Origin of the sequence: Shewanella xiamenensis, from assembly GCF_024971755.1 — a bacterium.
Taxonomy (GTDB): Bacteria; Pseudomonadota; Gammaproteobacteria; order Enterobacterales; family Shewanellaceae; genus Shewanella; species Shewanella xiamenensis.
This window is the reverse complement of sequence record NZ_CP079718.1, coordinates 1,838,881-1,864,746: the sequence shown is the minus strand read 5'-3', so window position 1 is coordinate 1,864,746 and position 25,866 is coordinate 1,838,881. Positions and strand designations below refer to the sequence as shown.

At 43.6% G+C, this 25,866-nt stretch carries 23 protein-coding genes; 3 read left to right on the top strand and 20 right to left on the bottom strand.

Features of this window, described 5'->3' with window-relative positions:
- Positions 1-50: 50 nt before the first annotated feature.
- The 6 genes from KXJ80_RS09380 to rfaH all read right to left on the bottom strand — a co-directional run bounded on the left by KXJ80_RS09380 (position 51) and on the right by rfaH (position 7,910).
- Entirely contained in the window at positions 51-401 is a 351-nt protein-coding gene (locus KXJ80_RS09380; RefSeq protein WP_259474671.1) for a four helix bundle protein, read from the bottom strand.
- A gap of 96 nt (positions 402-497) precedes the next feature.
- A complete protein-coding gene (gene rfbB, locus KXJ80_RS09375) occupies positions 498-1,571 on the bottom strand; it encodes a dTDP-glucose 4,6-dehydratase (protein WP_259474670.1) in 1,074 nt (357 codons plus the stop codon).
- 37 nt (positions 1,572-1,608) lie between these two features.
- A complete protein-coding gene (locus KXJ80_RS09370) occupies positions 1,609-2,595 on the bottom strand; it encodes a sugar transferase (protein ID WP_172590024.1) in 987 nt (328 codons plus the stop codon).
- A 14-nt stretch (positions 2,596-2,609) separates the two neighbouring features.
- Positions 2,610-3,578: a Wzz/FepE/Etk N-terminal domain-containing protein gene (locus tag KXJ80_RS09365; protein ID WP_172590025.1), complete on the bottom strand. Its 969-nt coding sequence runs from the start codon at positions 3,576-3,578 to the stop codon at positions 2,610-2,612.
- Positions 3,579-3,755: 177 nt separating this feature from the next.
- The gene (locus tag KXJ80_RS09360) at positions 3,756-6,521 is read right to left on the bottom strand and encodes an SLBB domain-containing protein (protein WP_425289240.1); all 2,766 of its coding nucleotides are present in this window, start codon (positions 6,519-6,521) and stop codon (positions 3,756-3,758) included.
- 888 nt (positions 6,522-7,409) lie between these two features.
- The gene (rfaH, locus tag KXJ80_RS09355) at positions 7,410-7,910 is read right to left on the bottom strand and encodes a transcription/translation regulatory transformer protein RfaH (protein WP_037420418.1); all 501 of its coding nucleotides are present in this window, start codon (positions 7,908-7,910) and stop codon (positions 7,410-7,412) included.
- A gap of 475 nt (positions 7,911-8,385) precedes the next feature.
- Between rfaH and KXJ80_RS09350 the strand changes: the two genes are divergently transcribed.
- Entirely contained in the window at positions 8,386-9,855 is a 1,470-nt protein-coding gene (locus KXJ80_RS09350; RefSeq protein ID WP_037420415.1) for a peptide MFS transporter, read from the top strand.
- Between the two features lie 325 nt (positions 9,856-10,180).
- Here the strand turns inward: KXJ80_RS09350 and KXJ80_RS09345 are convergent, their stop codons facing one another.
- Positions 10,181-11,284 (bottom strand): response regulator, encoded by a 1,104-nt coding sequence (locus KXJ80_RS09345; RefSeq protein WP_259474669.1) that lies wholly within the window; start codon positions 11,282-11,284, stop codon positions 10,181-10,183.
- 120 nt (positions 11,285-11,404) lie between these two features.
- Positions 11,405-12,190, bottom strand: coding sequence for an MlaA family lipoprotein (locus KXJ80_RS09340; protein ID WP_259474668.1), 786 nt, complete (start codon positions 12,188-12,190; stop codon positions 11,405-11,407).
- Positions 12,191-12,410: 220 nt separating this feature from the next.
- On the opposite strand from KXJ80_RS09340, the gene KXJ80_RS09335 reads away from it, so the two are divergent.
- Together KXJ80_RS09335 and KXJ80_RS09330 are read left to right on the top strand one after the other, a co-directional pair.
- Entirely contained in the window at positions 12,411-14,411 is a 2,001-nt protein-coding gene (locus tag KXJ80_RS09335) for a hypothetical protein (protein WP_259474667.1), read from the top strand.
- A 15-nt stretch (positions 14,412-14,426) separates the two neighbouring features.
- On the top strand, positions 14,427-14,735 hold the full coding sequence (locus KXJ80_RS09330; protein ID WP_037420403.1) for an EscU/YscU/HrcU family type III secretion system export apparatus switch protein: 309 nt from the start codon (positions 14,427-14,429) through the stop codon (positions 14,733-14,735).
- Positions 14,736-14,830: 95 nt separating this feature from the next.
- Here KXJ80_RS09330 and KXJ80_RS09325 read toward each other — a convergent pair whose 3' ends face one another.
- The 12 genes from KXJ80_RS09325 to flhF all read right to left on the bottom strand — a co-directional run bounded on the left by KXJ80_RS09325 (position 14,831) and on the right by flhF (position 25,856).
- Positions 14,831-15,229 carry a DUF2802 domain-containing protein gene (locus tag KXJ80_RS09325; RefSeq protein WP_037420401.1) on the bottom strand — a complete coding sequence of 133 codons (399 nt, stop codon included), beginning with the start codon at positions 15,227-15,229 and terminating at the stop codon, positions 14,831-14,833.
- Positions 15,230-15,376: 147 nt separating this feature from the next.
- Entirely contained in the window at positions 15,377-15,871 is a 495-nt protein-coding gene (locus tag KXJ80_RS09320) for a chemotaxis protein CheW (protein WP_011073088.1), read from the bottom strand.
- 7 nt (positions 15,872-15,878) lie between these two features.
- Positions 15,879-16,859, bottom strand: a complete 981-nt coding sequence (locus KXJ80_RS09315) for a chemotaxis protein CheW (protein ID WP_259474666.1) — start codon at positions 16,857-16,859, stop codon at positions 15,879-15,881.
- A complete protein-coding gene (locus KXJ80_RS09310; protein WP_069453224.1) occupies positions 16,843-17,634 on the bottom strand; it encodes a ParA family protein in 792 nt (263 codons plus the stop codon). The genes KXJ80_RS09315 and KXJ80_RS09310 overlap by 17 nt, the downstream gene beginning before the upstream one ends.
- A 66-nt stretch (positions 17,635-17,700) precedes the next feature.
- Positions 17,701-18,219: a hypothetical protein gene (locus tag KXJ80_RS09305; protein WP_047540461.1), complete on the bottom strand. Its 519-nt coding sequence runs from the start codon at positions 18,217-18,219 to the stop codon at positions 17,701-17,703.
- A 13-nt stretch (positions 18,220-18,232) separates the two neighbouring features.
- Positions 18,233-19,357, bottom strand: a complete 1,125-nt coding sequence (locus KXJ80_RS09300; protein ID WP_218737119.1) for a protein-glutamate methylesterase/protein-glutamine glutaminase — start codon at positions 19,355-19,357, stop codon at positions 18,233-18,235.
- Positions 19,358-19,377: 20 nt separating this feature from the next.
- Complete coding sequence (locus KXJ80_RS09295) at positions 19,378-21,687, bottom strand: chemotaxis protein CheA (RefSeq protein ID WP_172590028.1); 2,310 nt, start codon at positions 21,685-21,687, stop codon at positions 19,378-19,380.
- A 15-nt stretch (positions 21,688-21,702) separates the two neighbouring features.
- A complete protein-coding gene (locus tag KXJ80_RS09290) occupies positions 21,703-22,440 on the bottom strand; it encodes a protein phosphatase CheZ (protein ID WP_037424753.1) in 738 nt (245 codons plus the stop codon).
- A 13-nt stretch (positions 22,441-22,453) separates the two neighbouring features.
- Positions 22,454-22,837, bottom strand: coding sequence for a chemotaxis response regulator CheY (gene cheY, locus KXJ80_RS09285; protein WP_007649667.1), 384 nt, complete (start codon positions 22,835-22,837; stop codon positions 22,454-22,456).
- Between the two features lie 47 nt (positions 22,838-22,884).
- Positions 22,885-23,598 (bottom strand): RNA polymerase sigma factor FliA, encoded by a 714-nt coding sequence (locus KXJ80_RS09280; protein WP_109277554.1) that lies wholly within the window; start codon positions 23,596-23,598, stop codon positions 22,885-22,887.
- Positions 23,591-24,472, bottom strand: coding sequence for a MinD/ParA family protein (locus KXJ80_RS09275; RefSeq protein WP_037420384.1), 882 nt, complete (start codon positions 24,470-24,472; stop codon positions 23,591-23,593). The genes KXJ80_RS09280 and KXJ80_RS09275 overlap by 8 nt, the downstream gene beginning before the upstream one ends.
- Before the next feature lie 4 nt (positions 24,473-24,476).
- Positions 24,477-25,856, bottom strand: a complete 1,380-nt coding sequence (flhF, locus tag KXJ80_RS09270) for a flagellar biosynthesis GTPase FlhF (RefSeq protein WP_218737120.1) — start codon at positions 25,854-25,856, stop codon at positions 24,477-24,479.
- Positions 25,857-25,866 lie beyond the last annotated feature (10 nt).

Sequence of the window (25,866 nt, the reverse complement as noted above, 5' to 3'; positions counted from 1 at the left end):
TTTACTCGTGACTGGTGAGTTGTTATTTGTTAATTGTTTGCTATCCATTTCTATAAACCTTTTATGCTTTTCTTTAGTCCGGTGAGCAATGCGCCAACACTATTCAGTTGTTGTGTAATCAATGGGTCTGGTGACAAATAGTTGAGCATTTGCGCAATTTCTAATTGCGTATCCAATTCCGCTAATGAACCACGAGCAATATCGAGGAAATGCGCAAATTCTTTACTACCACTCCGACCAGCACCTTCTGCAATATTCGATGGTATTGAAACTGCGGCTCGCCGCATTTGACTTGTTAAACCAAACATCTCTTCACGCGGGAAAGTCGATGTAGCTGCATATATCATTTTTACCAGCGCCATAGCCTGTATCCATACATCAAGCTGCTTATGCGTTTTCATTCCTTGAACCTTTATGAGCCGTTAATAGTTATTCGTTAAAAAGAGAGTCGCGAATGTGCCACTCTCTATTCACCATTCACTATTCACAACTCACCACTAAAGTGCGCCTAAACGCTCACGCTGATAAGTACCGTCTTGAACATGCTGGCACCATTCTTGGTTAGCTAAATACCATTCAACTGTTTTACGTAAGCCAGTTTCAAAGGTTTCTTGTGGTTGCCAGTCAAGCTCTGTACTCATTTTACTTGCATCAATGGCATAACGGCGATCATGGCCAGGTCTATCAGTGACATAGGTAATTTGCTCAGCGTAAGGTGTGGCTTTAGGCATTAATGAATCTAAGATGCTGCAAATGGTTTGAACCACTTCAAAGTTCCGCTTTTCGTTATGACCACCAATATTGTAGGTTTCTCCAATTTTGCCCTCGGTAACTACTTTATAGAGCGCGCGAGCATGGTCTTCGACATATAGCCAATCACGGATCTGATCGCCCTTACCATAAATAGGTAATGGCTTGCCTTCGAGTGCATTAAGGATTACCAGAGGAATTAACTTTTCTGGAAAATGATAAGGTCCATAGTTATTGGAACAATTCGTCACTATTGTCGGTAAACCATAGGTGCGTAACCAAGCACGTACAAGATGATCGCTTGAAGCTTTAGAGGCTGAATATGGGCTGCTTGGAGCATAGGGTGTTGATTCAGTGAAAAGAGGCAAGGTCACATCCGGTGACACTTCATCAGGATGCAGCAAATCACCATAGACTTCATCTGTTGAAATATGATGGAAACGGAATCGAGTTTTAGCCGCAGAATCCATTTGCATCCAATACTTGCGCGCAGCTTCTAGCAGCGTGTATGTACCAACTATGTTGGTTTGGATGAAATCGCTAGGTCCTGTGATTGAACGGTCTACATGAGACTCAGCAGCCAAATGCATAACGGCATCAGGCTGATATTGAGCAAATACACGGTCAAGTTCTGCACGATTGCATATATCTACGTGCTCAAAAGCATAACGTTCACTTGTCGCCACGCTTTCAAGTGATTCGAGATTACCCGCATAGGTTAGTTTATCTACGTTTACAACGCTGTCAGTTGTGTTGTTAATAATATGACGTACTACAGCCGAACCAATAAAACCTGCGCCGCCAGTTACTAATATTTTCATACTACAAGACCTTTAACCTAATCAATAATACTTCTTGTTATCGGCCCATGCCAAATAACACGACTTTGACAGTCTTTAATAAAATTTTAATGTCCAATAATGTGCTGTGGTGCTTAATATAATAAATGTCGTACTTATGCTTCCAAATCGCATCTTCAATTGATGCTCCGTACGGGTAACTTACCTGAGCCAACCCTGTCACCCCCGGCTTTACCGCATGACGGAAACGATAATATGGTATTTCTTGCTCTAATTCGGCAATAAAGACTTCACGCTCGGGTCTAGGACCAACGATTGACATTTCACCTTTTAGGATATTGATAATCTGCGGTAATTCATCGATACGGGTCTTCCGAATAAAGTTACCCACTTTAGTAACACGTGCATCATTTTGAGTAGCCCATTGCGCTCCAGACTTTTCAGCATCGTTGCGCATTGAACGAAATTTTATGACTTCAAATTCATCGTTATATTGTCCAGTGCGCCGTTGTTTATAAAAAATGGGTCCTGGACTTTCAAGCTTAATGGCTAATGCAGTAAGTAGCCCTACCGGTAACGCCACTGTAGACAATAGAAAAGCAGCACATAAGTCAACTACTCGCTTGGCAAGTTGTGTACGTTTAGTCGATAAAATTGAAAATGCTTTTTGGTGCAAAAAATAGCCACTGTGTAGTAGCCTTACTTCTGTATAACCAAGTCTTTCATCTAAATAGCTGACTAACGGTTCAACCCAAGCCCCAAGCTCAGTCGCCTTGACCAGGAATTGGCGCTGTTCTTTTGTCAAACGCGCGCTTTCGAAATGGCAAATAACTTTGCAGCTTAAATCTGTAATGGTGTAATCATTAACAACCATGTCAAAAGAGTAATCATCGACTATCTCACCGATTTCCCGCTCTCTATTCTCTGGGCAGTAAACGTAGATTACGTCTTGATTTAGAACTTGTTTTTTCGACTTGAAGCGTAAGATTGCTTTAGCAGTGGAAAAACTTTCTGGCTCAACAGCACTATTAATTCTTGTATTCATGTCAATATGCCAAATTAAGAAGATTTACGAGAAAAATATCTAACTAAAACGATCATACATCCTAGGCATAAACCTAGTAAAAGACCAAGTGCTACTATAAGTAACCTTTTTGGCTTCACTTTAAATTCAGGTGCAATTGCTGGATCCACTGTTTTGAAAACATACTCATCACGAACCTCAGCAAACATGATTGTTTTGGTTTGCTCTTCAACTAGCTTATATAGAACTGATTTTATGTCTGCTACATTAGTCAAAGCAATTTGCTTGTTTAAAAACTCACGACTTCTGTTTGCCTCAGCGACATCTCGTTCCTTCATCACAGTGTTAATATCATGAACTAGCCAAGTAACCCATTGCTGAGCAATATTGGGAGAAATATGCTCTACAGAAATGGTCACCATACCAGTCTGTTTATCAGTTTCAACAGCAAAAATTTTAGTAAACTTTTTAAATGCTTCCTGCATTGAAGGTTTAGGTGTAAATGGAGGCTTAACCTTCCTAATCCAGGTTTTTGTCTCTACAAGATAATCATCTTCATCATAAACTAACTTATCTTCGAGTTTCTCCCAGGTTTTGGCCGCCATCAACTCAGCTAAAATATCGTGTTGCTGAATAAACTCGCTTGCAAATTGACGTGATTTTAAAACTTCTATCGCCATTTGTGCTTTGTCTGAACCGGCCCCTTTACCTCGCAAATTTACACCAGCCAAACTGGCTAACCCACCAAATTGCGAAGCTAAAGCACTCAAGCCGCCACTTTGTTCTTCTGCAACAGGAGCGAGTAAAGCCTCCGAACGATAAACATTAGGCATAAACAGGGCTGCAGCAACAGCAAAGGTTGTAAACAGTAAAACTGAAGACAAAACGAGCCATTTCCCCCTCCATAACTCAGAAAAAACTTCTCTTAAGTCAATTTCATCGGGTGAAGACATTGGCTGTGCGAAATTTGCATTTGTGTTGATCTTTGTAACGTCAGTGGACATTGGACATTTGTCTCTTAATGTATGTGTATAACCAAATTAATTACCGTTAAAAGAAAACTTGTATCGTATAAAACAAAATTAATAAAAATAAGGAAAAGGTACTTCTCCTTATTTTTTGATACGTATACAAATGACTAACAGTTAAAAAGCCGTCGGATAAAAGAGCAAGCCATATAGCTATAAACCAGCGATAGCAGATATAGCAACCGCAGTGTTATAGATGATACCAGTCACCTGTGACCAAAGCGTTAAGCTGTCTTTATATTCAGTATCTAATGGAACAATCACAGTATCACCAGGTTGCAATTGTTCACCACTGCTAAACCAGCTTGAACGCGAAGGCATTAGAACGGAACCATTAGCCTGAATAACGTATGTTCTGCCCTCGTCAGCACGCTCTCTTGTGCCGCCTGACATAGACAAATATTGATCTAAGGTTAAACCTTCTTTAAATCTATGGGTGGCAGGATGTTGAACTTCTCCCATCACAGAGATCGTTTGTTTAGTTGAAGGGACATATAAAATGTCAGCATCTTCTAACTGCAAATCAGCCTGAGTAATACCAAGTGAAATTGCGGGTAAATCCACGACTAAACGGCCAACCGCTTTAATATTTTCAAGGTCGGTTAGCATTAACTGTGCATCAGCATAATTAACTACCGTGCCATCCTTTGAAATCCCGCGGGTAGCTATATCACGACGCAGTTGGTCTGCCAGCTTTTTGATTTCAATCTGCTCTTGTTGGCGCACAGACTCACGTACAAAGACTGCGGAAGGTAATGCCGCATATTCGGTAAAGCCACCCACACGGGTGATTAAGTCACTTAAGGTTTCACCACGTCGAATATTGTAACGGCCAGGGAATTTAACCTCGCCTCTGACCTCAACCACTTTGGTTTCTTGCCAATCTGGCGTTGTCATCACAGTAAGAATATCTCTGCCAGATAACAATAAATTGGCACTAGAGTTATTTTGCAGTGCTAAAGCAAGGTCAATATTTTTATGCTCAGTTTTAGAACCAGAATTATCAACTACCGTTGATGTTAATTCGGCTCTAGTTGTGTAAGCACCTTCTTTCAAGCCACCAGCAGCAACAACTAAATCATTGACTCTTGCACCTGCGGTTAATGGGTACAGACCGGGTAAACGTACCTGACCATCAATCCCGACAACCTGAATCCCAGCTCCTGCTCGGCCCTGGTTATTAAGCTTAACCATGACCGGATAGAGTAATTCTTGGCGAGCCATTTGATTACTGAGTTTGAGTAACTCTGTATCATCAAATAAGTTTGCCAACATTTTGTTGACGACACCTTTAACCACAGCCACATCTTCTGACTCAGTTTTATCAGTAACAACCACTCCAGCCAACTGCGAACGCTGAGTTAATCTACTTTTATCAAGCTGAACAAACCCTGCTTTGAATAAATCAGAACTGATCAGAGAATTCGTGTTTAAAGAGGTCACCTTCTCTACGCGCTGTTTAACTAATTTATTCAGCTCGAAACGATTTTGTACATCGTCAGAAAAATTAAAAATAATGATTTTATCTCGGGGATTTAAAGCGATATCTTGGTCACTATTTTTGTCATTAATAGCTTTACCCGGTGAAAACTGACGAACTTCAATATCACCATATTGGTTCACTTCACGAACCACTAAGGCATAATCTAAATCAGCAGAAATGGCTAAATCCCCCCAAATTGAGGGAAAAACATCACTGACTTTTTGTCCGGAAAACCATTGATATTTACCAGGACGTACGACAGCACCGACTACGGTCACTGCGCTTTCAAACTGTTCAGAAGCGTTTTTAACACGAATAACATCACCCGCTTTGGCTAATGTCATTTTGCCCTGTTCGCTAGTAAGGTCGACATTGATGACTGTTTTTAGCGATTTACTGTTGTAACGTTCAACCGAACTGCTTTTAGGATAGGCGCCAGGATTTAAACCCGCTGCCATGGCGATAACATCAGCCATGGTTTCGTTGTTTTTTAACTCATAAATAGCTGGACGTCTTACTTCACCAGAGACGCTAACAAGGCCACCAATTGAAGGAATAAAGACGACATCTCCAGAACGTAAGCGCAGGTCGCCCGATGCATCCCCTTTTAACAGCAGATCATATAAGTCTAATGTACCGACAAGTTTACCATTACGTTTAAGTTGTACATTCCGTAATGAGCCAATTTCGTTAACACCACCAGCAACAAATAACGCTTGGGTGATAGTCGATAAACTAGAAACCGTATATGAACCAGGTTTGTAAGCATCACCCGCCACAAAAATACGAATAGAGCGCAATTCCCCCATGGTGATATTGGACTCAATACCAATCATTTGTTGTTGAATACGCTGCCCCAGCGTTTCTCTTAACTCAGAGAACGTTAACCCATTTACAGGAATGGGCCCTAATTCGGGGAATTGAATGACTCCTTCGCGATTAATTACTAAGTCGTATTCTTTATTCTCTTTCCCATAAAGCTGTACTTTGATGTTATCGCCTGGACCGACAAGATATTCCCCAGGAACTGGCACATCAGATACAGGCGCAAAGGTGCTAGGCTCACCTGCAAACATTTCATAGCCAAAGCGACGTAGTTTAAGGTTGGAAGAATCCGCAGAAAAATCTAATTCCGCTTTTTCTTTCTTATCACTTGCCGTATTGATGCGCTCAGGTTGCATGTCACGCTCGGAAACAACCTGCGGATTTGCAATCTGCGGCTGAGCTTGACTACCGGAAATCATACTGGGATCAATTCCGTACTGTCTCGCTAAGCGCTGTTGTTCTGCTTTGGGTAATTGTTTGAATTGTTCAATCATCTGCGGAGAGGGCGTAACGGCTTGCGCCTGAGCGCCCATCAATATTGCAGCACTCATGCTTGCGAATATCGCGACTCGAGGGGCCGCCTTGATGTATTTTTTAAGTTGTTGTAACACCAGATATCTCCGATTGGGTTTAAAGATGAAAAACAATAATAAAGCAGAGCGTCGCTACGCTCCTTCTAGATTCTAGCGCCACCGTAGTGGCGTCCTAGAGCAGCGCTTTTTTGCTTCGTCCTCGCAGTTGCGAAGCAACGTCCTTCTTTTTTTCAGACACGCTACCGATTATTCCGTATGTCCATATACTCCACCCTGCGGGCTTGCTAAAGCAATTTTGAAGTGTTCCTGACACTTCTATCGCGTGGCGGCCAGAGGCCTTATTCAGTGCATCGAGCACTTCATCCTTCGGATCAGCTAACGCTGTTAATAATTGTTCCAGACAATTATTTGCGGCGTCCGCTTAACGAATGAAACTATTCATTCGATGCCTTTCAGGCACGCTACCGCCCATAGATTGCGGCCTCTATATTGCCCTTCGCGCTGCGAATATTCTAATTTTTCAAAATCTTAGCATTTGTTGCTTGCTGTTTTAATTGTTGGCTTTCTGAATTCCAAACTTATCAGTTAACCATCTTTAGTTTGGCTAACATCTTCAAAAGACCTAAGCCCTGCTGGCAATTTAAGCCCGCGAGCCTCATATGCCACAGCGTAAAAAACAAGTAAAACTTTTGTTGCACACAACTTAGATCAGCCGCAAAAATTGTACAGCCAAACCACTACGTCGTTTGCTCAAAAAACATGCACACAAATTATGTTTAACTTTTAATGGTGCAGATTTAGTTTTCTGATACCACCTCAATGCACAAACAAATATAACACACTGAAAATTATATATTTTTAATTTCAAGCTCTATATTACTTGAAATGAAATAAGTCAACCTATGGCAAATGTCTTACACAACTCTAAGCTAAAGTCTTAATCAACATAGTAAAATAGTTCACAACTCACACTCGTTCTACGGACTGTTCTGGCACAGTTAACATATTGATCTGTCCCATAATATTAAATAAAACGTGGCAACGTTTGTTTGGGCATTTCTCTTGAAAAATAGCTTCTAAGTCTGCAAACGGGCCGTCTTTAAAACGAATTTTCTCCCCTGTCTTTAGCTCTAACGGAGTGTCTAAAACAGATTGGGAAGGCGTTAATTCTTTCATGCGAATGGCGTGAATGACTCGGTCATCAATGGGTGTCATTCTTTCCTGACAATTGACAATACGACTCACACCGCGAGTAGAGTGGACCTGCTTAACGCTAGTTTGGCTTGGGTCAAAATTGATAAACAAATAATTTGGGAATAAAGGCACACGACAGATCCGCTTCTGACCGCGTTGAGATTTTTCTTCAGAGACCATTGGTAAATATGTCTCTAAATTTTGAAGAGCTAAATTTTGTTGTGCCCTCGCTTCACTACGAGGTTTACAGTACAAAAGGTACCATGCCTTCATCGATTAATCTCACTACCCTATGTTAAGTGACGTCCATTCACGGGTCGCAATCATAACAAAGTTGTCAAGACGGATGGAAGCAGTTTTTTGCCTTAAAACCCTTGCTGTTCGGTATCTAAACAAAGTACCGATATATTAGGAAAATCAACATAAATCGATATTAGGCGGCGAGTTGCAGATAATCTCACCAGTTAGCAAGTCAAAATTGACTTTAGTGACTTTTAAAGGGTATATAAGGTGGGAATTTTAGCGAAAATATCCTAATTAACGCTTAAAATATTACTTTTATTATAAGAATGTAACAATAACTCATACTTAAATCTCAGCAATTCAACAATTTACTCATGCTTTTAAGCTAGAGCTAAATATCGAATTGACTCAAGATAAATGAGAAGAGCAACAATCATTTTTCTGTGGTGACATCATCCTGTTTCAGGGGCGCCACAGGCAATCACGAGCTTAAGGTGGAAACTTCATGAGCGTAGCAAAACCACAAGGGACAATGCTTGGCCATCCCAAAGGTCTGTTCCTACTGTTTACAACAGAACTCTGGGAACGTTTTAGTTATTATGCAATGCGTGCCATTTTGGTACTGTACTTAGTTGATAAAGTGCAAAGCGAAGGTGGACACGGTTTAGGTTGGAGCCAAGCTGATGCCATTTCGTTATATGGCACCTTCACTGGGCTTGTTTATTTGACCCCACTTCTAGGTGGTTGGTTAGCAGATACCTTTCTAGGCCAACGCCGGGCCATTATGATTGGCGGTACTTTAATGGCGGCTGGTCAATTTATTTTAGGTACGCCCCATGCGTGGGTACCTGGGATGGAAACCGAAGTATTCTACGTCGGCTTAGGCACGTTAATCTTAGGTAACGGCCTGTTTAAACCGAATATTTCTACTATGGTGGGCGATCTGTACCAAGAAGGAGATCACCGCCGTGACGGTGCTTTCACTATTTTCTATATGGGGATCAACGTTGGTGCTTTCCTCTCAGGTATTATCGTAGGCTCAGTAGTTGCCGCTTACGATGGCAACTTCCAAGCTGGTTTTATCTGCGCAGGTATCGGTATGATCCTGTCGTTAATTATCCAACTTGTGTTTGCGCAAAAGTTACTTGGTGATATCGGTAGAACTCCTGCTGCTAAGCTTGAAAAGCAAAAAGCAGCAGAAAAAGGAGAAGTCCGTAAAGAACCACTGACGAAGGTTGAACGTGACCGTATTAAAGTCATCATGGTGATGGGTTTATTTACCATTATTTTCTGGGCAGGCTTCGAGCAAGCTGGCGGTCTGATGAACTTGTTCACGAACGACTTTACCGACCGCATGATCGGCACATGGGAAGTACCAACCACTTGGTTCCAATCCTTAAACGCAATGTTTATCGTTATTTTTGCTCCTGTTGTTGCTTCCATTTGGGTACGTTTAGGTAAGAACGAACCTAACTCCCCGATTAAGTTTGCTTTAGGCTTAGTGCTGTTAGCCGTTGGCTTCTTATTTATGATCGGTGCCGTTGTCGAAATGGGCGGTGACGCTACAGCTAAATCAAGCATGTGGTGGTTGGTTGGCGCTTATTTCTTCCATACCATGGGTGAACTTTGCTTGTCGCCTATTGGTTTATCTATGGTCACTAAGTTAGCTCCACTACGCATAGCTTCGTTAATGATGGGTTCTTGGTTCCTCTTTGTGGCTGCAGCTAACAAAATTGGTGGTGTGGTGGGTTCCTTTATTGGCCATGGCGGCGAAAAAGAAGAACAACTTGCCAATGCAATGGCTATCTTCTCGGGTATTGCGATTACCGCAGCACTTTCTGGTGTGATCTTATACTTTATGGCTGACAAATTAGTCGATTGGATGCACGGTGCGGAAAGCAAGCATCACAATGAAGCCGAAGCATTAGAAGATGAAATTGCGGTAACCGCTGAACACGAAGCCATTAAAAGATAACGCAGCTAGAAGCTAGGACGCAGCCAAATGCGCTGCTCTAGTGACTTAGCTGCGAGAAAAAGCAGATCGGGCTTCGTCCTGATAGGACGCTTCTACCATCCTGAATAATTCTATATTAGATAAAAACGCTGCAGAAATGCAGCGTTTTTTATTGCTTTGCTCCCAAAACACGTTGAGTTTAGAGATGGGATGTTTCGCACTCTGACAAATTAGAACATGGGTGCTAGGTGCTAGGTGCTAGGTGCTAGGTGCTAGAGTCTAGCTTCTCGAGCCACGCAGTGGCGTTCTAGCAGCGCTTTTGGCTGCGTCCTAGCATCTTATCTTCTTATAAACTTAATTGAATAAAACCACCCGCAGGCAAGTTTGAATTGTATACTAATCCTTTAAATTGATTATCTAATAACTGCTGCTTGTGTTCAGGCTCATTGGTTGCGATACAAAGTTGCTCCTGCGGCAGAATCGTTCGAAACTGAACACTCGGTTTACCCCAATCTAATACCCCTAGTGGTAAACTTTCTGAAATAGCCAATGGACTTAACCCTTTGTCATTACGTAAATAGCACCTCATTCCCTTGCCTGCTAGGGCAATGGCTGCACGATAACGTGTTAATTCGATTGCGACATAAACAATATCTACGGTGATATCCAAACCGGACTTAACTAAACGCTCATTCAAGTAGCTCAGCATATTGAACGGCTCGATAATGGTTTTACTCTGACCACTTCGATAACTTTTCAGCTTTTGGTTTACAAAACTGCGTAGCAAAACACAAGCAAACGCCGCGCGATTGTCTTCGGGATAGAGGTGGGCCATATACATGATCAAATGATCACTACCCACCATTGTTGAGTCAATAAAGTAGCTACTGATATCACTGCTTTTAAATAAGCTGTAATCAACTTTGGCGGCGGGATAACTGATATTTGAGGCTGGGAAAAGTTGCTGCTGAACTTGTTTGGCCGCTTCAACACTTTGTTCTAATAAGGCTAAATTATCATTCAACTCTTGGTGAGATAAAGCATCAAAGTCTGCCTGAGTAATATCATCGGGATGATTTCGCTGCAGCCCTTGTTGAATGGCTTGCTCGATAATAAAGAGATCGGCAACAGGTTTAACCAAATAATCACTCGCACCGATGCGCAGCGCCTCGACAACATCCGCCATAACATTGTTACCTGAAATAACAATAGAAGGCACTAATGGCTCTAACCTGCTCATTTCCTTAAGCATATCTAAGCCACCAAGCTTTGGCATACTCAAATCGGCAAGTATGATATCGAAACGTTGTTGCTTGAAATGAATCAGCCCCTGCTCTCCATCACCAGCCTGCACTACCTGTGCACCGCGACCATTTAGAAAGGTAGCAACGATTTGCCTGAATACTGGGTCATCTTCAACCCACAGAATTGAAACACCATTTAACGCCATAAAGATTCCCGCGTAACGTTTACTGCAACAGCAATGATTCGATGATGACATGGGAAGAATCATTTATACGGCATGGGCTTGGCTGCATATTCATGCCTGCAGCCAAGTTAGCGCATGAGCTTACTCAAGTTCCTGCATGTACTGGTCGAGTAACTCATCATCTTCTTGTTTTTGAGGAACATTGCCATCATAGACCTTATAGTCCATGTGTTGTAAGTACGCATCTTTCACGAAGGCATAGGGATCGAGCGCATTATCAACAAGTCTTTCCTGGTCAATTGCCGAGGCTCTAGCATGTAAGCTTTTAAGGCCCCATTTAACCACGGATTGCCACACTGTGAGTTCAGATAGTGGAAAGTATAGACCATCAACCCAATCTGATGCGAGTTCACGAACAACATATGGACCAGCAAAGGGTGCCATAAAATAGGGACCATTAGGTACACCGTAATAGCCCAACACTTCGTTAAACTCGTCCTGCTTACGTGGCATTCCCATCATATCAGCCACATCAATAACACCTAGTAACCCTATCGTCGTGTTAACCGTAAAACGACCACCCGCATTCGCCGCCCACCCCCATTTGCCTTGCAATAAGTTGTTTACCACGCTGCTGGGTTCTTCCAAGTTTTGCACAAAGTTATTAATCCCTGTTTTAGCAGGCAACGGGATATAATCGTTATACCCATGTGCAACTGGCCGGTATAGGTACCTATCGAGAAACAGATAGTTAAAGTCCCACATGGCGCGGTTGAACCCTTCAAAGGGATCTCTTGGATCTTCGTAAGTAATTTTTACAGCTGAAGCCCCGTCCTTTGGAGTGTTATCGGGTACGGCTACCTCTGCGCCATAAACCTTGGGCAGTAATGCAAAGCCTAAAAGTCCCCCTATCCATTTCAACTTCATATTGCTCTCTTAAATAAATGTACTGCCGAGTTCACGAGTTTTCGTTAAAGTGACCATCAACAAGTGACGATAAAAGATTAGTCATCCGAGTCGTATACTAAGTATGACAGACAAAATGCCACTGACTTTACAAAGCGCATAAGCATACTTGGCAAAACAGTTTGGTCAATTGTTAATTTTTTAAATAACGCACCGCGAGTTATTCCAACAAAGGTTTAGTATGGAGTCGATTCCACTTAGTCAGATTACCAACGCACCATTAATCACTTCAGGGACTCAAAACACTGCCCTGAGCACCAATGCGCGTCCTATTCCCGCTGAAGTCCAACTATCTCCTGAAGGCGATAGTATTATTCTAAACGGTACAGAATATAATTTAAAGCTCGTTAATGCTCAGCAGCGCCAAGCATTAATTATTGCTAGTCAATTTTTAGTCAATCAAGTCGTGAATAGCCCCTCTGAATCGAGTGCTATGCCCCAAACCTCGCAACTGATTGCCTTGGGTTCGACAGTCAACCTTAAGCTCCCAGAAGCGATCACATTACTTGCCCAACAAAATGGGATTTCAGAGACAAAATTATACTCTCTCTCTGCCCGCCCACAGGGCTACCCCCTCCCTAATGTCATTGTTACTGCAAAAGAATTCCAATTTACGAATGGAACTGTTGTGCCACAGGATCCAGGAACACGACTTAATGCGGGTGAATATCAAGCAAAAATTACCCTTTTACAAGGGAAACCTATTTTAGTGTTGACCCCAATACTGAGCAAACTCGAAATCCAAATTGGCGCTCCGATAAATGAAACTCAGCTTCCCATTATTGACAAGCAAGCGAGTCATGTTGTGATAAGCAAAATGGAACCCGTTCAGATTATTGCGAGTTTTTTACGGAAACTTGAGGGCTTAGTCCCCCAAACGGATAGCACTGCTGCAAAAGTAAATACGTCTAGCACCCAAGGTGGATCAATTTCCGACATAAAAATATCCCAGACTCAAACGGGTTCTATTGCGGATGAAGTGACATCCGTAAAAAACTCACCACCCAAGATTGCTATTAGCGTAAATTTACAATCTACCACTGAAGCAAAGCTGACGGCAGGACAAACTACCAATCAACAAATTGATCCCAAAACAGCTATTCCTGAACCTAAGGCACTGACTAAAGATGCAAGCGCATCGGATGTAAAAAATACCGTAACGGTGTCAAATACTTTGCAAAGTCAACATGCAAAATCGGACTTTAGCAGCTTACAGACCAAACCACAGGTCCCCGCTAATGAGTTAGCGATGACCAAAAATTTGTCCACTAATGAAACACAGCTAAATCTTAAAACCCCATCAGACTCGTTAGGTGCTGACAAACAAAATAAACTCAACGAAGCCAATATCAATGTTAATCAAGTGCTTCAAAAAGCCTTTACCAAGGCCGGTGCTCTCCCCATCGAGCAGATGGTCTCTCGAGCTAGCACAAACTTAGCTGCCGAGCTGTTAAAACATTTGCCTCATCTAGGCCCACATCCTTTAGGCCAATTAAGCGATCCAAACGAACTAAAAGACAGCATCCTTGGTCTCGCAACCTTAAATTTAGCAACGCCGCAGCTCGCTCAAGCCTCAATGCTATTGAATGCGGGAGCCATTAGCTCATTGTTTCAGTTGTTATTGGGGTTTAGGGCAAATAATGCCAATAGTAAAATGAGTGCTAAGTTGGCTGATTACTTAGAGCAACTCCAAACTAAAATCGGATTATCTAACCATCAGCTAGGACAATTTAGCAAAGCTGGCGGCTTAGAAAGCATGGTACAACTAGCTTCAAGCCTACAGCTTTATCAACAAGCCAGTAGTGAAAATAATGGCAATTTAGTGTGGTTTTTTGCCCTTCCCTATGGGATTAATCAACGTCATGAACAATTAGAAGGTAAATTCGAGCGAGAAGCCGATAGCGATGAACAGCAACATCATAAAGGCTGGAATTTACAATTGAAGTTTAATCTCGCCCAGGGTCCATTACTGATATCGGCACGTTTTCACCAACAAGTACTAGATATTCAGTTCAAAGGTGACAGTCAGTCATTACTTCGCCGAGTAGATAACTTTCTGGCTCCACTGGGACAAAAACTATCGCAATTAGGATTTACACCGGGTGAATTATCCACCCAATTAGCACCAGTTCCAGCAACATTGCTGCCTGGTGATCATTTTCTTGTGAAAACAAGAGCATAATTAAAGAGTCTATCTATGGCGGAAGAATATAAAACCCAGCAAGCTGTTGCCTTGAGTTATGACGGAAAACATGCGCCTAAAGTAGTCGCATCGGGTGAAGGGCTAATCGCTGACGAAATTATCGCTCTAGCAAAAGCCTCAGGCGTTTATATTCACCAAGATCCGCACCTGAGTAACTTTCTTCGATTGCTTGAATTAGGCGAAGAAATTCCAAGAGAGCTGTATCTGCTTATCGCCGAATTAATCGCATTTGTGTATATGTTGGACGGAAAATTCCCAGAACAATGGAACAATATGCATAAGAAGATTGTTGATAAGGCTTAAAGCAAAAGTGGCTAGCTCCTAGAGCCACAACGTGGCGTTCTAGAGCAGCACTTTGCTGCGGCCGAGAGTCACGAAGTGCGTCCCAAATTATTCACCTATTTACGGTGTAAACGAATTAACAACTCAGCCTCAGCTTTAGGCAATTCACACTCTTTGATTAGCTCATCTACACCAGCTCCGAGGGCCACCATCTTCATCGCACGCGTATAAAGCTTTGCTTGGGGATCCTGTTGAGTAGATTCTTCAATGCGTTCAGATTGTTGATGTAAGCGTTTTTCAAGCTCAATCACACGACGTCCCATACCAATAGTACCGCTTCGAAGCTCCTGCATTTCACGCTTAAAGCCCTCGCGCTGACGATCGCCCTCTTTCACTAATACGGTTAACGCTTCAACTTTACTGCGCAACTTACTTAATTGTTTCTGAAGGTAAAGAACTAAACCTAAACACGCAATCACATAAACTAAGGCTGCGATTAAAAATTCATCGCCCATTCATCATCCCTACGCATCACAATCAGCTGAAATCAGCACCGACTCATCAAGTGGCATTCTAAAAGAGTAAATTAAAGCCAAATGAATCGTTCGCATAACAAAAAGCAAAGCGGCAGATAGACACTATCTGCCGCCTCCGATGAATATTTAGAGTTGATTTAACTCAGCCCACTCTTCATCAGATAATAGTTTGTCTAAATCAACTAAGATCAATAACTCATTATCACGATTGCTAACGCCTTGAATAAACTTCGCACTCTCTTCTGTACCAACGTTAGGCGCGTTATCAATTTCAGAGCGGCGTAAGTAAACGACTTCAGCAACACTATCGACCAAAATACCAATGACTTGCTTTTCTGCTTCAATGATCACGATACGTGTCGAATCATCCACTTCCGCTGATTGCAACCCAAAACGTGAGCGGGTATCAATAACAGTAACCACATTACCGCGTAAATTGATAATCCCTAAAACATAGTGTGGTGCACCAGGTACGGGAGCAATTTCGGTGTAACGCAGCACTTCTTGCACTTGCATGACATTAATACCATAAGTCTCGTTGTCTAACTTAAAGGTAACCCATTGCAATACTGCATCATCTTTACTTGCAGCCACGGCTGCGACATTTCTTGTATCTTTCATGTTTACCTCAACCAATGGAGTCCTGACAGCCTAAACCCGCATCAAGCATTTCAACTAAGGCTTGTACGTGCAAAATGCCACACATTTGTTCTTTAACCACACCAGCTAGCCAAGGACGTTTCCCTGCTTTGCTGCGCCAATTTACTTGCGATTTGGTAATTTTTACTGCATTAAGCAGGGACTCACAAGCTAATCCCCAATTACTGCCCTCTAATAATACAAGATATTGATAATTTACCGATTGCGCCAGTTTATCTGTGTATTTTTCTGGCATAACCCACGCACAGGTATCCACTAGATTTAACTGTTCTTCTCGATGAGTTTGTACACCAAGGAACCAAGAAGGACGGCCAATAATATGATTAATCCGTTCTACTTTGACGATACCACCGAGACTGACTAATGGAACCGCTAACGTCAACCCAGCTACCTTAAAGAATAGTACTTGAAACTCATCATCGAGTACTTCTTGCAGATCTTTTGTCACACTTGGAGGCGCAAAGCCGACTTGAGTGTCAGGCACAGTCGATAAGTTATCGACTTGCGTCGGCGCAACATCCGCAGTCTCATCAACTTCAGCAACCGTTATTGCAACAGGTTGCTTGGGTGCTGGTAAAGGTTGCTCGATAACCTCCGTTGGCTTATCAACAACTGTAGCTTCCACTTTTAGGACTGGCGCAAGCAGGCGCTCTAGCGACTGTTTATTCACTAACGGCTCAGCACTCTCCTTAGAGGAGACAGTAACAATGCTTTTTGCCCGAATAGGTTGTACTTCAGGCTCTAGAGTAGCTTTAACATCCGCTTTAGACCGCTCATGCTCTGCCAAAATGGCATTATTGAGCTGCTGAGTTTCCGTTTTTTTACTGCTATCAAAAGCGGTCGCAACATTTTCTTGAGATTTAATGGGGGAAGCACCAAAGGCACTATCGTCTTCGTGCAATAATAATTCAAAAAAATCAAAAACAGTTTCATCAACCGATTTTGACATGGCCAAACTCCCCAGCTAAAAGAAAATCTAATAATCTTTCATAGGCCTTTACACCACGACAACCGCTTGCATAATGGGAGGCGGGTAAATGCGCTAAACTTGCATCTCTAAACTTAGTATCTACAGGAATAACATCACGCCATAGACTCTCACCATACTGTTCACTCAACACCTGCAACGCAGCAGGAGATGCCTTAGTACGCTTATCAAACATGGTTGGGACTACGGTATAACTGTAACGAGTCTTCTTTGACCGCCCCATGATTTCCATAGTTTTGACCATGCGCTCAAGCCCTTTAATCGCTAAGAACTCTGTTTGCACAGGAATGACAATATGTTGGCTCGCGGCTAACGCATTTACCATCAGCACACCTAAGACGGGCGGGCAGTCGACGATGGCAACATCATATTCATCAGCAACAAGGGCAAGCAAATTACGCAAGACAAGTCCCATGCCTTCTTGATGGCCTAAAGCTCTATCCAGTGTTGCTAGCGCCATAGTCGACGGTAATAAATCTAAACCATCCACCAAAGTTGGTACGATATGCGATTTAACCAGCTCTTTTGTAAGATGATTGTGCGCAACAAATACATCAAAAAGAGAACCAGGCACCTCTTCTGAGTCAATCCCAAGGTAGTAACCGAGTGAAGCATGAGGATCGGTATCAATCATCAAGACGCGCTTCCCCCGTTTAGCGAGGGCTCCCGCTAAACTTGCTACCGAAGTGGTTTTACCGACCCCACCTTTTTGATTCGCTATGGTCCAGACTTTCAAAGCACTGACCTCTTAAATGTTGATTCTGTGCCATTTATAAGTGGAATGATTACGCGGCCCACCACGTTACTCTTCTTCCCTTGTCGTGACTCTTATGCCACCGTTAGGCAGACTTATCACCTTAACACCGTCGGCATTTTCCGAAATCACCACAGGAACTTGAGTCGACTCCTGTCGAACCTCTGTTGTCAATGCTGCTTCATTTTGCAAACGCAAAGAGACTGATGATTCAGCAGGTGACTGAGAGGATAACTGTTGTTTATCCATCTCAGGCACTTTTTCAAGTAAAGGCGGAATATTATTACCATCCGCCGCTGGCATTTCAGGCCCAAGAGTCACCGCATTATGTTCACCAGGCGCCACCATTTTTAGCATAGCCTTAGTTTGTTCTGGATGTGTGGCAAGCCAATCAGCAATGACCTTAGCTTGTTCATCAGGCACCATGAGCACGACTTGGGTCGATGCTAAGCGTTTAACATCAGCAAGCAATTTTATGTTTTTTCGATGATAATCGAAACTTAAGGCACCAAGACAAACGATCGTCATCATCATTAGCACCATAATAAGCACAATATTTGTGCTTATCTGTGACTTGCTACTAGCCACGTGCAGACTCTTTTAAAATCGATTCAGCCATGTGCTCCAGTGAAATGGATTGAGTGGCAATTCCCGCACTGGCCACTGCTTGAGGCATGCCATAAACGACGCAACTCGCTTCATCCTGCGCCCAAATGGTCGCACCGGCAGCTTTAAGCATGCGTGCTCCTTCTCGGCCGTCAGCTCCCATTCCAGTTAACACTACAGCAAGCACATCTCCACCGTAGGCTTTTGAGGCTGAAGCAAAAGTGATATCGACACAAGGCTTATAATTCATTTCAGCACTACCAGCGAGCACTTTTATTCGGCCTGTGACGCCTGTACGCTCTACCATCATCTGCATTCCACCTGGCGCTAGATACGCACAACCTGGACGCAAAATATCGCCATTTGCCGCTTCTTTTACCTCGATTTTACATAAACCATTTAAACGATTTGCAAATGCTGGGGTAAAAGCGGCTGGCATGTGTTGGATCAGCAAAATAGGATGCGGATAATTTGCTGGAAACTGAGTCAAAATTTTCTGTAAGGCGACAGGCCCCCCCGTCGACGTACCGATTAACAATAATTTGTATTGCTTACCACTAGCACGAATAGACGATACTGGTGACGTGCGTACTGGCGCAGGTACACTTTGAACAGGTGTGGGCACATTCCCTAATACCGAGCCCGTGCTTGGTCTTGGGGTAATTGGGGCAACACTAGGGCGCGCCACTGGACGGAAAATTCGACGACGACCAAGAGCCTTGACTCTTTGCTGCAATAACAAAATCGCTTCATCTTTATTGGTCGCGATATCTTCAAAACGTTTAGGTAAAAAATCTAACGCACCCGCATCTAGGGCGTCTAAGGTGGCCTTAGCGCCATCATGGGTTAATGATGAAAACATCAGAATCGGGGTTGGACACTTTGCCATGATTTCACGGACGGCGGTGATACCGTCCATGACAGGCATTTCAATGTCCATAGTGATTACTTGGGGATTAAGCTCAGCAGCCATCTTCACCGCTTCAGCCCCGTTAGCAGCCGTCGCGATCACTTCCAGTTCAGGATCTTGATTGACTATTTCACTAACACGTCGTCTAAAAAAGCTTGAGTCATCAACGACTAATACTTTAATGGCCATTCCATTCCTTAACTTGGGAACTAACTTTTATTTTTCGCATAATGCTTTAATAGCCCAGGAACATCCAAGATAAGCGCAATACCACCATCGGATGTAATCGTTGCCCCAGCCATACCTGGCGTACCGTGCAACAAGGCTCCCAGTGGCTTAATCACCACCTCTTCTTGGCCAATCAGTGCATCCACAACAAAACCGATCTGCATCATACCTAACTGCACTATCACGACATGACCATGTTTCTTGTCACCATGTTTGAAGGTGGTTTTATTTCGATGCAACCAATGCTCTAGATAGAATAGCGGCACGGCCTTGTTGCGAACGATAACAGTGAGTTGTCCGTCAACAATATTGGTTTTGGTAAGATCGAGATGAAAAATCTCATTAACACTGGATAAAGGTAATGCAAAAACTTGTTTAGCCACATCGACCATAAGTGTTGGCATAATTGCCAAGGTTAACGGCACTTTAATCTCAAGTATGGTGCCTTTGCCTTTCATCGAGTCAATATGCACAGTACCGTTGAGTTGGGTGATACGGGTTTTAACCACGTCCATTCCCACGCCACGACCAGAGATATCTGAAATCTCGACCTTGGTTGAAAAGCCTGGGGCAAAGATCAAGTTATAAGCTTCGTTGTCCGTCATACGCGCAGCGGAATCTTCATCCAGCACGCCACGTTTAATGGCAATTTGTTTTAACTTTTCGGGATCCATACCTGCGCCATCATCTTCGATTTTTAGCAGAATATGGTCACCCTCTTGGCTTGCCGATAGAGTAATCGTCCCCGTCCTAGGTTTACCTGAGGCTTCACGGTCATTTGGCATTTCAATACCATGGTCGACCGAGTTACGAACCAAGTGCACTAAAGGATCCGCCAGCGCCTCAACCAAGTTTTTATCAAGGTCAGTTTCTTCACCGACCAACACTAAATCAATTTCTTTATTGAGCGTACGGGCTAAATCACGAACAACGCGAGGGAAACGGCCAAAAACCTTTTTAATAGGCTGCATACGGGTTTTCATGACCGCGCCTTGCAAATCAGCAGTCACTAAATCTAGATTCGCGAGTGCCTTAGACATCTCTTCGTCATCACGACTAATGCCCAAACTCACCAAACGGTTACGTACTAATACTAGCTCTCCCACCATATTCATGATTTGGTCGAGTCGTGCAGTATCTACGCGAACGGTCGTTTCACCTTGAGGAACATTTGCTGATGCGGCAGCGGCCGCTTTAACAGGAGCCTTCTCGGCGAGCGCAACTTCGGCCTGAGGTTTAACCGCTGGAGGGGTTACCGGAGTAACACTGGCTTTAGGCACAGCAGGAGCCGCAGCAGATGTGGCAGGAGTGGGAGTCGGTTTCGCAGATTCCACTTTTGCAACAGCTTTGGCTGGTGCCCCACCTTTTCCATGAAGTTCGTCGAGTAAACGCTCAAATTCATCGTCAGTAATTTCGTCTGAATCGACAGCAACAGCAGTTGGTGTTGGTGTTGACACTGGCACAGCAACAGTTTCAACCTTAGGCTGAGGTGATATAGGTGTATCTACTTTGCCATTAAATTTTCCTGAACCATGAAGCTCATCAAGCAGGGCTTCAAACTCATCGTCAGTGATATCATCACCCGAGCTGGTAGCTTGTTGTACTTTAGGCTTGGCTGTATTTGATACAGAGGGAGTTGACGCAGTGGGTGCTGCCACAACATCAGCATTAGTAGTGTTAGTCACACCGGGACCTTTTCCACTACCGTGCAGTGCATCAAGCAAAGCCTCAAACTCCGCTTCATTAATCTCATCAATACTTGAGTTTGAAGAACTCACAACCTCAACAGGCATCTCTTCAACTGCGGCAACGTCAACAACAGTTTCAATAACGGGCTCGAGTTCGGGCTCAGCAATAGATTCAGGCTCTGACACAGTTTGTCCTAATTCTGACGGCAGAGGCTCACCAGAACTAAGTAACTTTAACTTTGCAAGTAATGCAGCATCAGCAGGATCTTGTTGCTCTCCCTGCTGGGTTTGAGCAAACATGGTGTTAATCGCATCAACAGCCTGAAGAATAATATCCATTAATTCTGCTGTGACACTGCGCTTGCCAGTACGCAATAAATCGAATGTGTTTTCTGCCTCATGGCAGACATCAACCATGGGAGTCAAACTTAGGAAACCTGCGCCGCCCTTTACGGTGTGAAACCCCCTAAAAATGGCATTTAGCAAGTCAGTATCATCAGGATTATTCTCAAGGGCAACAAGCTGCTCTTGAAGCAACTCTAATATTTCCCCCGCCTCGATTAAAAAGTCCTGGAGTATCTCTTCATCTACATCAAAGGCCATCAAATTGACTCCCAGTTAGAAACCCAGACTCGATAGCAGATCATCCACTTCGTCTTGACCTGTTACTACATCTTGACGAAGCTCGGCATTCATTATCGGCCCTTCAGCTTCAATATTATTTTTCTGAGTAATCTGACTCTCAATCATTGGCTGCTCACCAAACACCGTCAGCATAGACACCAGATTACTTTCAACTTCCATCACTAGATCGATTACCCTGCGGATCATTTGTCCAGTCAGGTCTTGAAAATCCTGCGCCATCAATATTTGGTTGAGCAATTCGCGTAATCGGTTTGAGTCCAATTCACTTCGCGACATCAAATGCTGAACGTTATGGCAAAGCACCTTAAAATCACTGAGGGCAATTTCACGACGCATTAATTTGTCCCACGATGGCATCACTTGTTGGATGTTCGCGGTTAATGCATTCGCTAACGGCAAGCACTCCTCAACAGCATCCATAGTCTTATTTGCAGCTTGTTCAGTCATGTCAATGACATAACTTAGCCGTTCCTTAGCATCGGGTATTTCTGTATTGGCTAACTCAACTAACCGATTATCGATTTGGAAATCCATAAGAGCGCTATGCAATTGGCGAGTGAGTTTGCCTACCTCATCAAAAAGTTCCCTCTGAAGAGGAGCTGCCAGTTCTCTTAATAAATCATCAGCTTGATTTTGTTCATTCGCGCTTAACAGTTCGACTAAACGCTGAGCATGCTCGAGCGTGATGAGCCCTGATGTATGTGACTTCATAGCTCATCCCTGCTTAAGCGAGTCGTTCAAATATTTTATCTAGCTTCTCTTTCAATGTTGCTGCGGTAAAAGGCTTTACCACATACCCATTCACACCCGCTTGTGCTGCAGCAATAATTTGTTCACGTTTTGCCTCGGCAGTGACCATTAATACCGGTAGATGCTTCAAGGAGTCATCGGCCCTAATGGCTTTAAGTAAATCGATACCCTGCATGCCTGGCATATTCCAGTCTGTAACGACAAAATCAAAATCGCCTTTTTGCAACATTGGCAAGGCGGTTGAGCCATCGTCCGCTTCCTGGGTGTTGTTAAAGCCCAAGTCTCGCAACAAGTTCTTGATGATACGTCTCATTGTCGAAAAGTCATCAACGATGAGAATCTTCATATTCTTGTCCAAGGTTTCCTCCGGTGAGCTGACATTCAGTGCTCAATTAATAATTATACTTATGTCCAATGCTTGAGTTTGCCTTTGAGTCGCAACATTGCCTGACTTAATATCTGGCTAACACGCGATTCGCTTACCTCAAGAATGGCGCCAATCTCTTTTAAATTCAATGCTTCATCGTAGTATAACGATAGCACTAGCGCGTCCCTTTCGGGCAATAATTTTATCGCCTCAACAAGTGCAGAATGAAACTGGGTTTCTGCCAAGACCTCAAACGTACCATCGCTAATATCATCCCTTGTAGTGAGTATATCCTGTGATACGCCTAAATCTTCTATCCCTATGATTTTACCAACAGAAACATCGTTAAGAATATGATGGTACTCATCGAGCGTCATATCAAGTTTTTCTGCAATTTCTGTGTCGCGCGCATCACGACCTAGCACTTGCTCTAATTCATCAATAGCTTGGGCAACTCGACGATTATTTCGGTGGACAGAACGAGGAACCCAATCGCCACGGCGGATTTCATCCAACATGGCGCCACGGATCCTTATGCCGGCGAAGGTTTCAAACTTTGCACCTTTACCGCCATCAAACTTAGATGATGCTTCTAATAATCCCATCATCCCCGCCTGTAGCAGGTCATCTAACTGCACAGAGGCAGGTAATCTGGCGAGCAAGTGATGTGCAATTCTTTTAACCAACGGTGCATACTGTTCAACGATTGACGTTTTATTGTCTAAACAAGTATACGCTGCGGCTTTATTCACTCGTTTTTTCCTCTTGAAAATCTGGTCGTTGAACTAAGCGCTCAACGAAAAACTCCAAATGCCCACCAGGTTGCTGTGGTACTGGCCAGCTCATAATTTTATTCGCTAGGCCTTGATAAGCAATTGCAGCGGGAGACTTAGGATAAGCTTCAACCACTAACTTTTGCTTGCGAACCGATTTACGCAAATTTTCATCAAATGGAATGGTCGCAACTAATTCAAGTGCTACGTCCAAGAATCTGTCGGTCACTTTACTGAGTTTAGCAAACAATTCCATACCTTCGCGTAAACTACGCACCATATTTGCAACAATTTTAAAGCGGAAGACGCCGTGTTCACGGCTGAGGATTTTGATTAATGCATAGGCGTCAGTAATAGACGTTGGTTCGTCACAAACAACAACCAACACATCCTGTGACGCACGGGAGAAACTGAGTACCATGTCAGAAATCCCCGCGGCAGTATCCACGATGAGGATATCAAACTGGGTACGCATCTCACTGAAAGCACGAATTAAGCCCGCATGTTGCGCAGGACTTAGCTCTACCATTCCCTGAGTACCCGATGTGGCTGGCACAATCCCAATACCTTTAGGCCCCCGGACAATAATGTCATCTAACTCAGCATCGCCAGACAATACATGGGAAAGGTTACGTTCAGCACGGATCCCTAACATGACATCGACGTTTGCTAAGCCAAGGTCAGCATCAAGCACTAAGACACGCTTGCCCTTCTCGGCTAATGCTACGGCAGTATTGATGGATACGCTGGTTTTACCCACACCACCTTTACCACCCGTAACCGCGATTACTTTCACTTTTTCGTTATAGGGTTGATTCATCATACGTAAACCACTTGCTTGATCCAGGGTCATAACTCTACTCAAATGCACAGGTCATATTATCTGACCACGCTGTGTCTGGTAACGATTGTTGTTCTGTGTTTTCTAAGGCCGCTAATGCTTGCTCAGCGAGCATCAAAGTATCAGCAACTTTCATATCTTCGGGCACTCGCTGCCCATCCGTAACATAACTTAATGGCAATCCACTTTGGATCAACACACTTAATGCGCCCGCTAACGACACAGATTCATCAAGTTTGGTGAGTACAACACCAGATAAGGGAATGCGTTTAAAGTGATTTACAGCATCTTGCAGCACGCGGCGCTGTCCTGTGGCAGACAGTACCAGATAACTGCGGATAGGTATTCTGCTATTTGCAGTTAAATTATCAAGTTGCTGGTAAAGCCGCATATCTCGTTGGCCCATACCCGCGGTATCTATCAATACTAGCTTGCGATTTCTAAACTGATACAGAATTTGCTCTAGTTCAGCAAGGTCATGGGCTTGTTTGACTGGGCAGCCCATGATTTTGCCATAGGTGGCCAATTGCTCATAGGCGCCAATACGATAATGATCTGTGGTAATCAATGCCACTTGGTCAGCACCATGGTGAGCAGCAAAGCGTGCGGCCAGTTTAGCCAAGGAAGTGGTTTTCCCCACACCAGTGGGACCAACTAATGCCACAACACCGCCTTGCTTAACAATATCATCACCTTGATTATCAAGCATATTAGCAAGACTTTGCGGCAGTGCACGAACTAATTCTGCAGGAGTATAGTGTTGGCTCAGCGCAGCTAATTTGTTTGCCACCGGTGGTGAAAACTCGGCCTCCAACAACTTTGACTCCAGCATGGCACCGACAGGGTCGATACGCTTTTTATGCTCAGTCATCAATGCTGAAACCTGATGGGTCAACAAATTACGTAAGGATGATAACTCGTCGCGCATGGCTTCAAGATCGGCATTTTGCTTTTGCGAACTCTGTGACTTTTTATCGAAGGGATTGCCCATATCACGGCGCTCAGCTTTAGGCGCAGCTGCGGTGGCTTGTAATCCTTTAGCCCATGCAGGAAGCTCAGCATCTTGTTGTTGATGCGTGAGTTGTTGGTTTAAACGATTTTGTTGCTTCTCAAGCAAGGCTTGGAGTGAGTCCGCTGGCGCCGAGGGTTTTAGCTTAGTTTCAGCGCGGATCGGCGCTTTGGCGCCGAGCGAAACTAAGTCATCACTCACATCCATAAAGGTCGGAGTCGCAGCAGGCGCTTTCGCTTTTGGCTCGTCGTAGTCAACGGCAGCGACAATCTCAATACCGCCGTTCACCTTTTTATTGGACATAATCACCGCATCGGAGCCGAGCGTGTCCTTCACTTGGGCCAGTGCAGCACGCATGTCTTTGGCAAAAAAACGTTTAATCTTCACTTATGCGTCC

Coding starts and splice junctions, on each gene's coding strand:
- KXJ80_RS09380 (WP_259474671.1), bottom strand. CDS start 401: ATGAAAACGCATAAGCAGCTTGATGTATGGATACAGGCTATGGCGCTG.
- rfbB (WP_259474670.1), bottom strand. CDS start 1,571: ATGAAAATATTAGTAACTGGCGGCGCAGGTTTTATTGGTTCGGCTGTA.
- KXJ80_RS09370 (WP_172590024.1), bottom strand. CDS start 2,595: ATGAATACAAGAATTAATAGTGCTGTTGAGCCAGAAAGTTTTTCCACT.
- KXJ80_RS09365 (WP_172590025.1), bottom strand. CDS start 3,578: ATGTCCACTGACGTTACAAAGATCAACACAAATGCAAATTTCGCACAG.
- rfaH (WP_037420418.1), bottom strand. CDS start 7,910: ATGAAGGCATGGTACCTTTTGTACTGTAAACCTCGTAGTGAAGCGAGG.
- KXJ80_RS09350 (WP_037420415.1), top strand. CDS start 8,386: ATGAGCGTAGCAAAACCACAAGGGACAATGCTTGGCCATCCCAAAGGT.
- KXJ80_RS09345 (WP_259474669.1), bottom strand. CDS start 11,284: ATGGCGTTAAATGGTGTTTCAATTCTGTGGGTTGAAGATGACCCAGTA.
- KXJ80_RS09340 (WP_259474668.1), bottom strand. CDS start 12,190: ATGAAGTTGAAATGGATAGGGGGACTTTTAGGCTTTGCATTACTGCCC.
- KXJ80_RS09335 (WP_259474667.1), top strand. CDS start 12,411: ATGGAGTCGATTCCACTTAGTCAGATTACCAACGCACCATTAATCACT.
- KXJ80_RS09330 (WP_037420403.1), top strand. CDS start 14,427: ATGGCGGAAGAATATAAAACCCAGCAAGCTGTTGCCTTGAGTTATGAC.
- KXJ80_RS09325 (WP_037420401.1), bottom strand. CDS start 15,229: ATGGGCGATGAATTTTTAATCGCAGCCTTAGTTTATGTGATTGCGTGT.
- KXJ80_RS09320 (WP_011073088.1), bottom strand. CDS start 15,871: ATGAAAGATACAAGAAATGTCGCAGCCGTGGCTGCAAGTAAAGATGAT.
- KXJ80_RS09315 (WP_259474666.1), bottom strand. CDS start 16,859: ATGTCAAAATCGGTTGATGAAACTGTTTTTGATTTTTTTGAATTATTA.
- KXJ80_RS09300 (WP_218737119.1), bottom strand. CDS start 19,357: ATGGCCATTAAAGTATTAGTCGTTGATGACTCAAGCTTTTTTAGACGA.
- KXJ80_RS09295 (WP_172590028.1), bottom strand. CDS start 21,687: ATGGCCTTTGATGTAGATGAAGAGATACTCCAGGACTTTTTAATCGAG.
- KXJ80_RS09290 (WP_037424753.1), bottom strand. CDS start 22,440: ATGAAGTCACATACATCAGGGCTCATCACGCTCGAGCATGCTCAGCGT.
- KXJ80_RS09275 (WP_037420384.1), bottom strand. CDS start 24,472: ATGACCCTGGATCAAGCAAGTGGTTTACGTATGATGAATCAACCCTAT.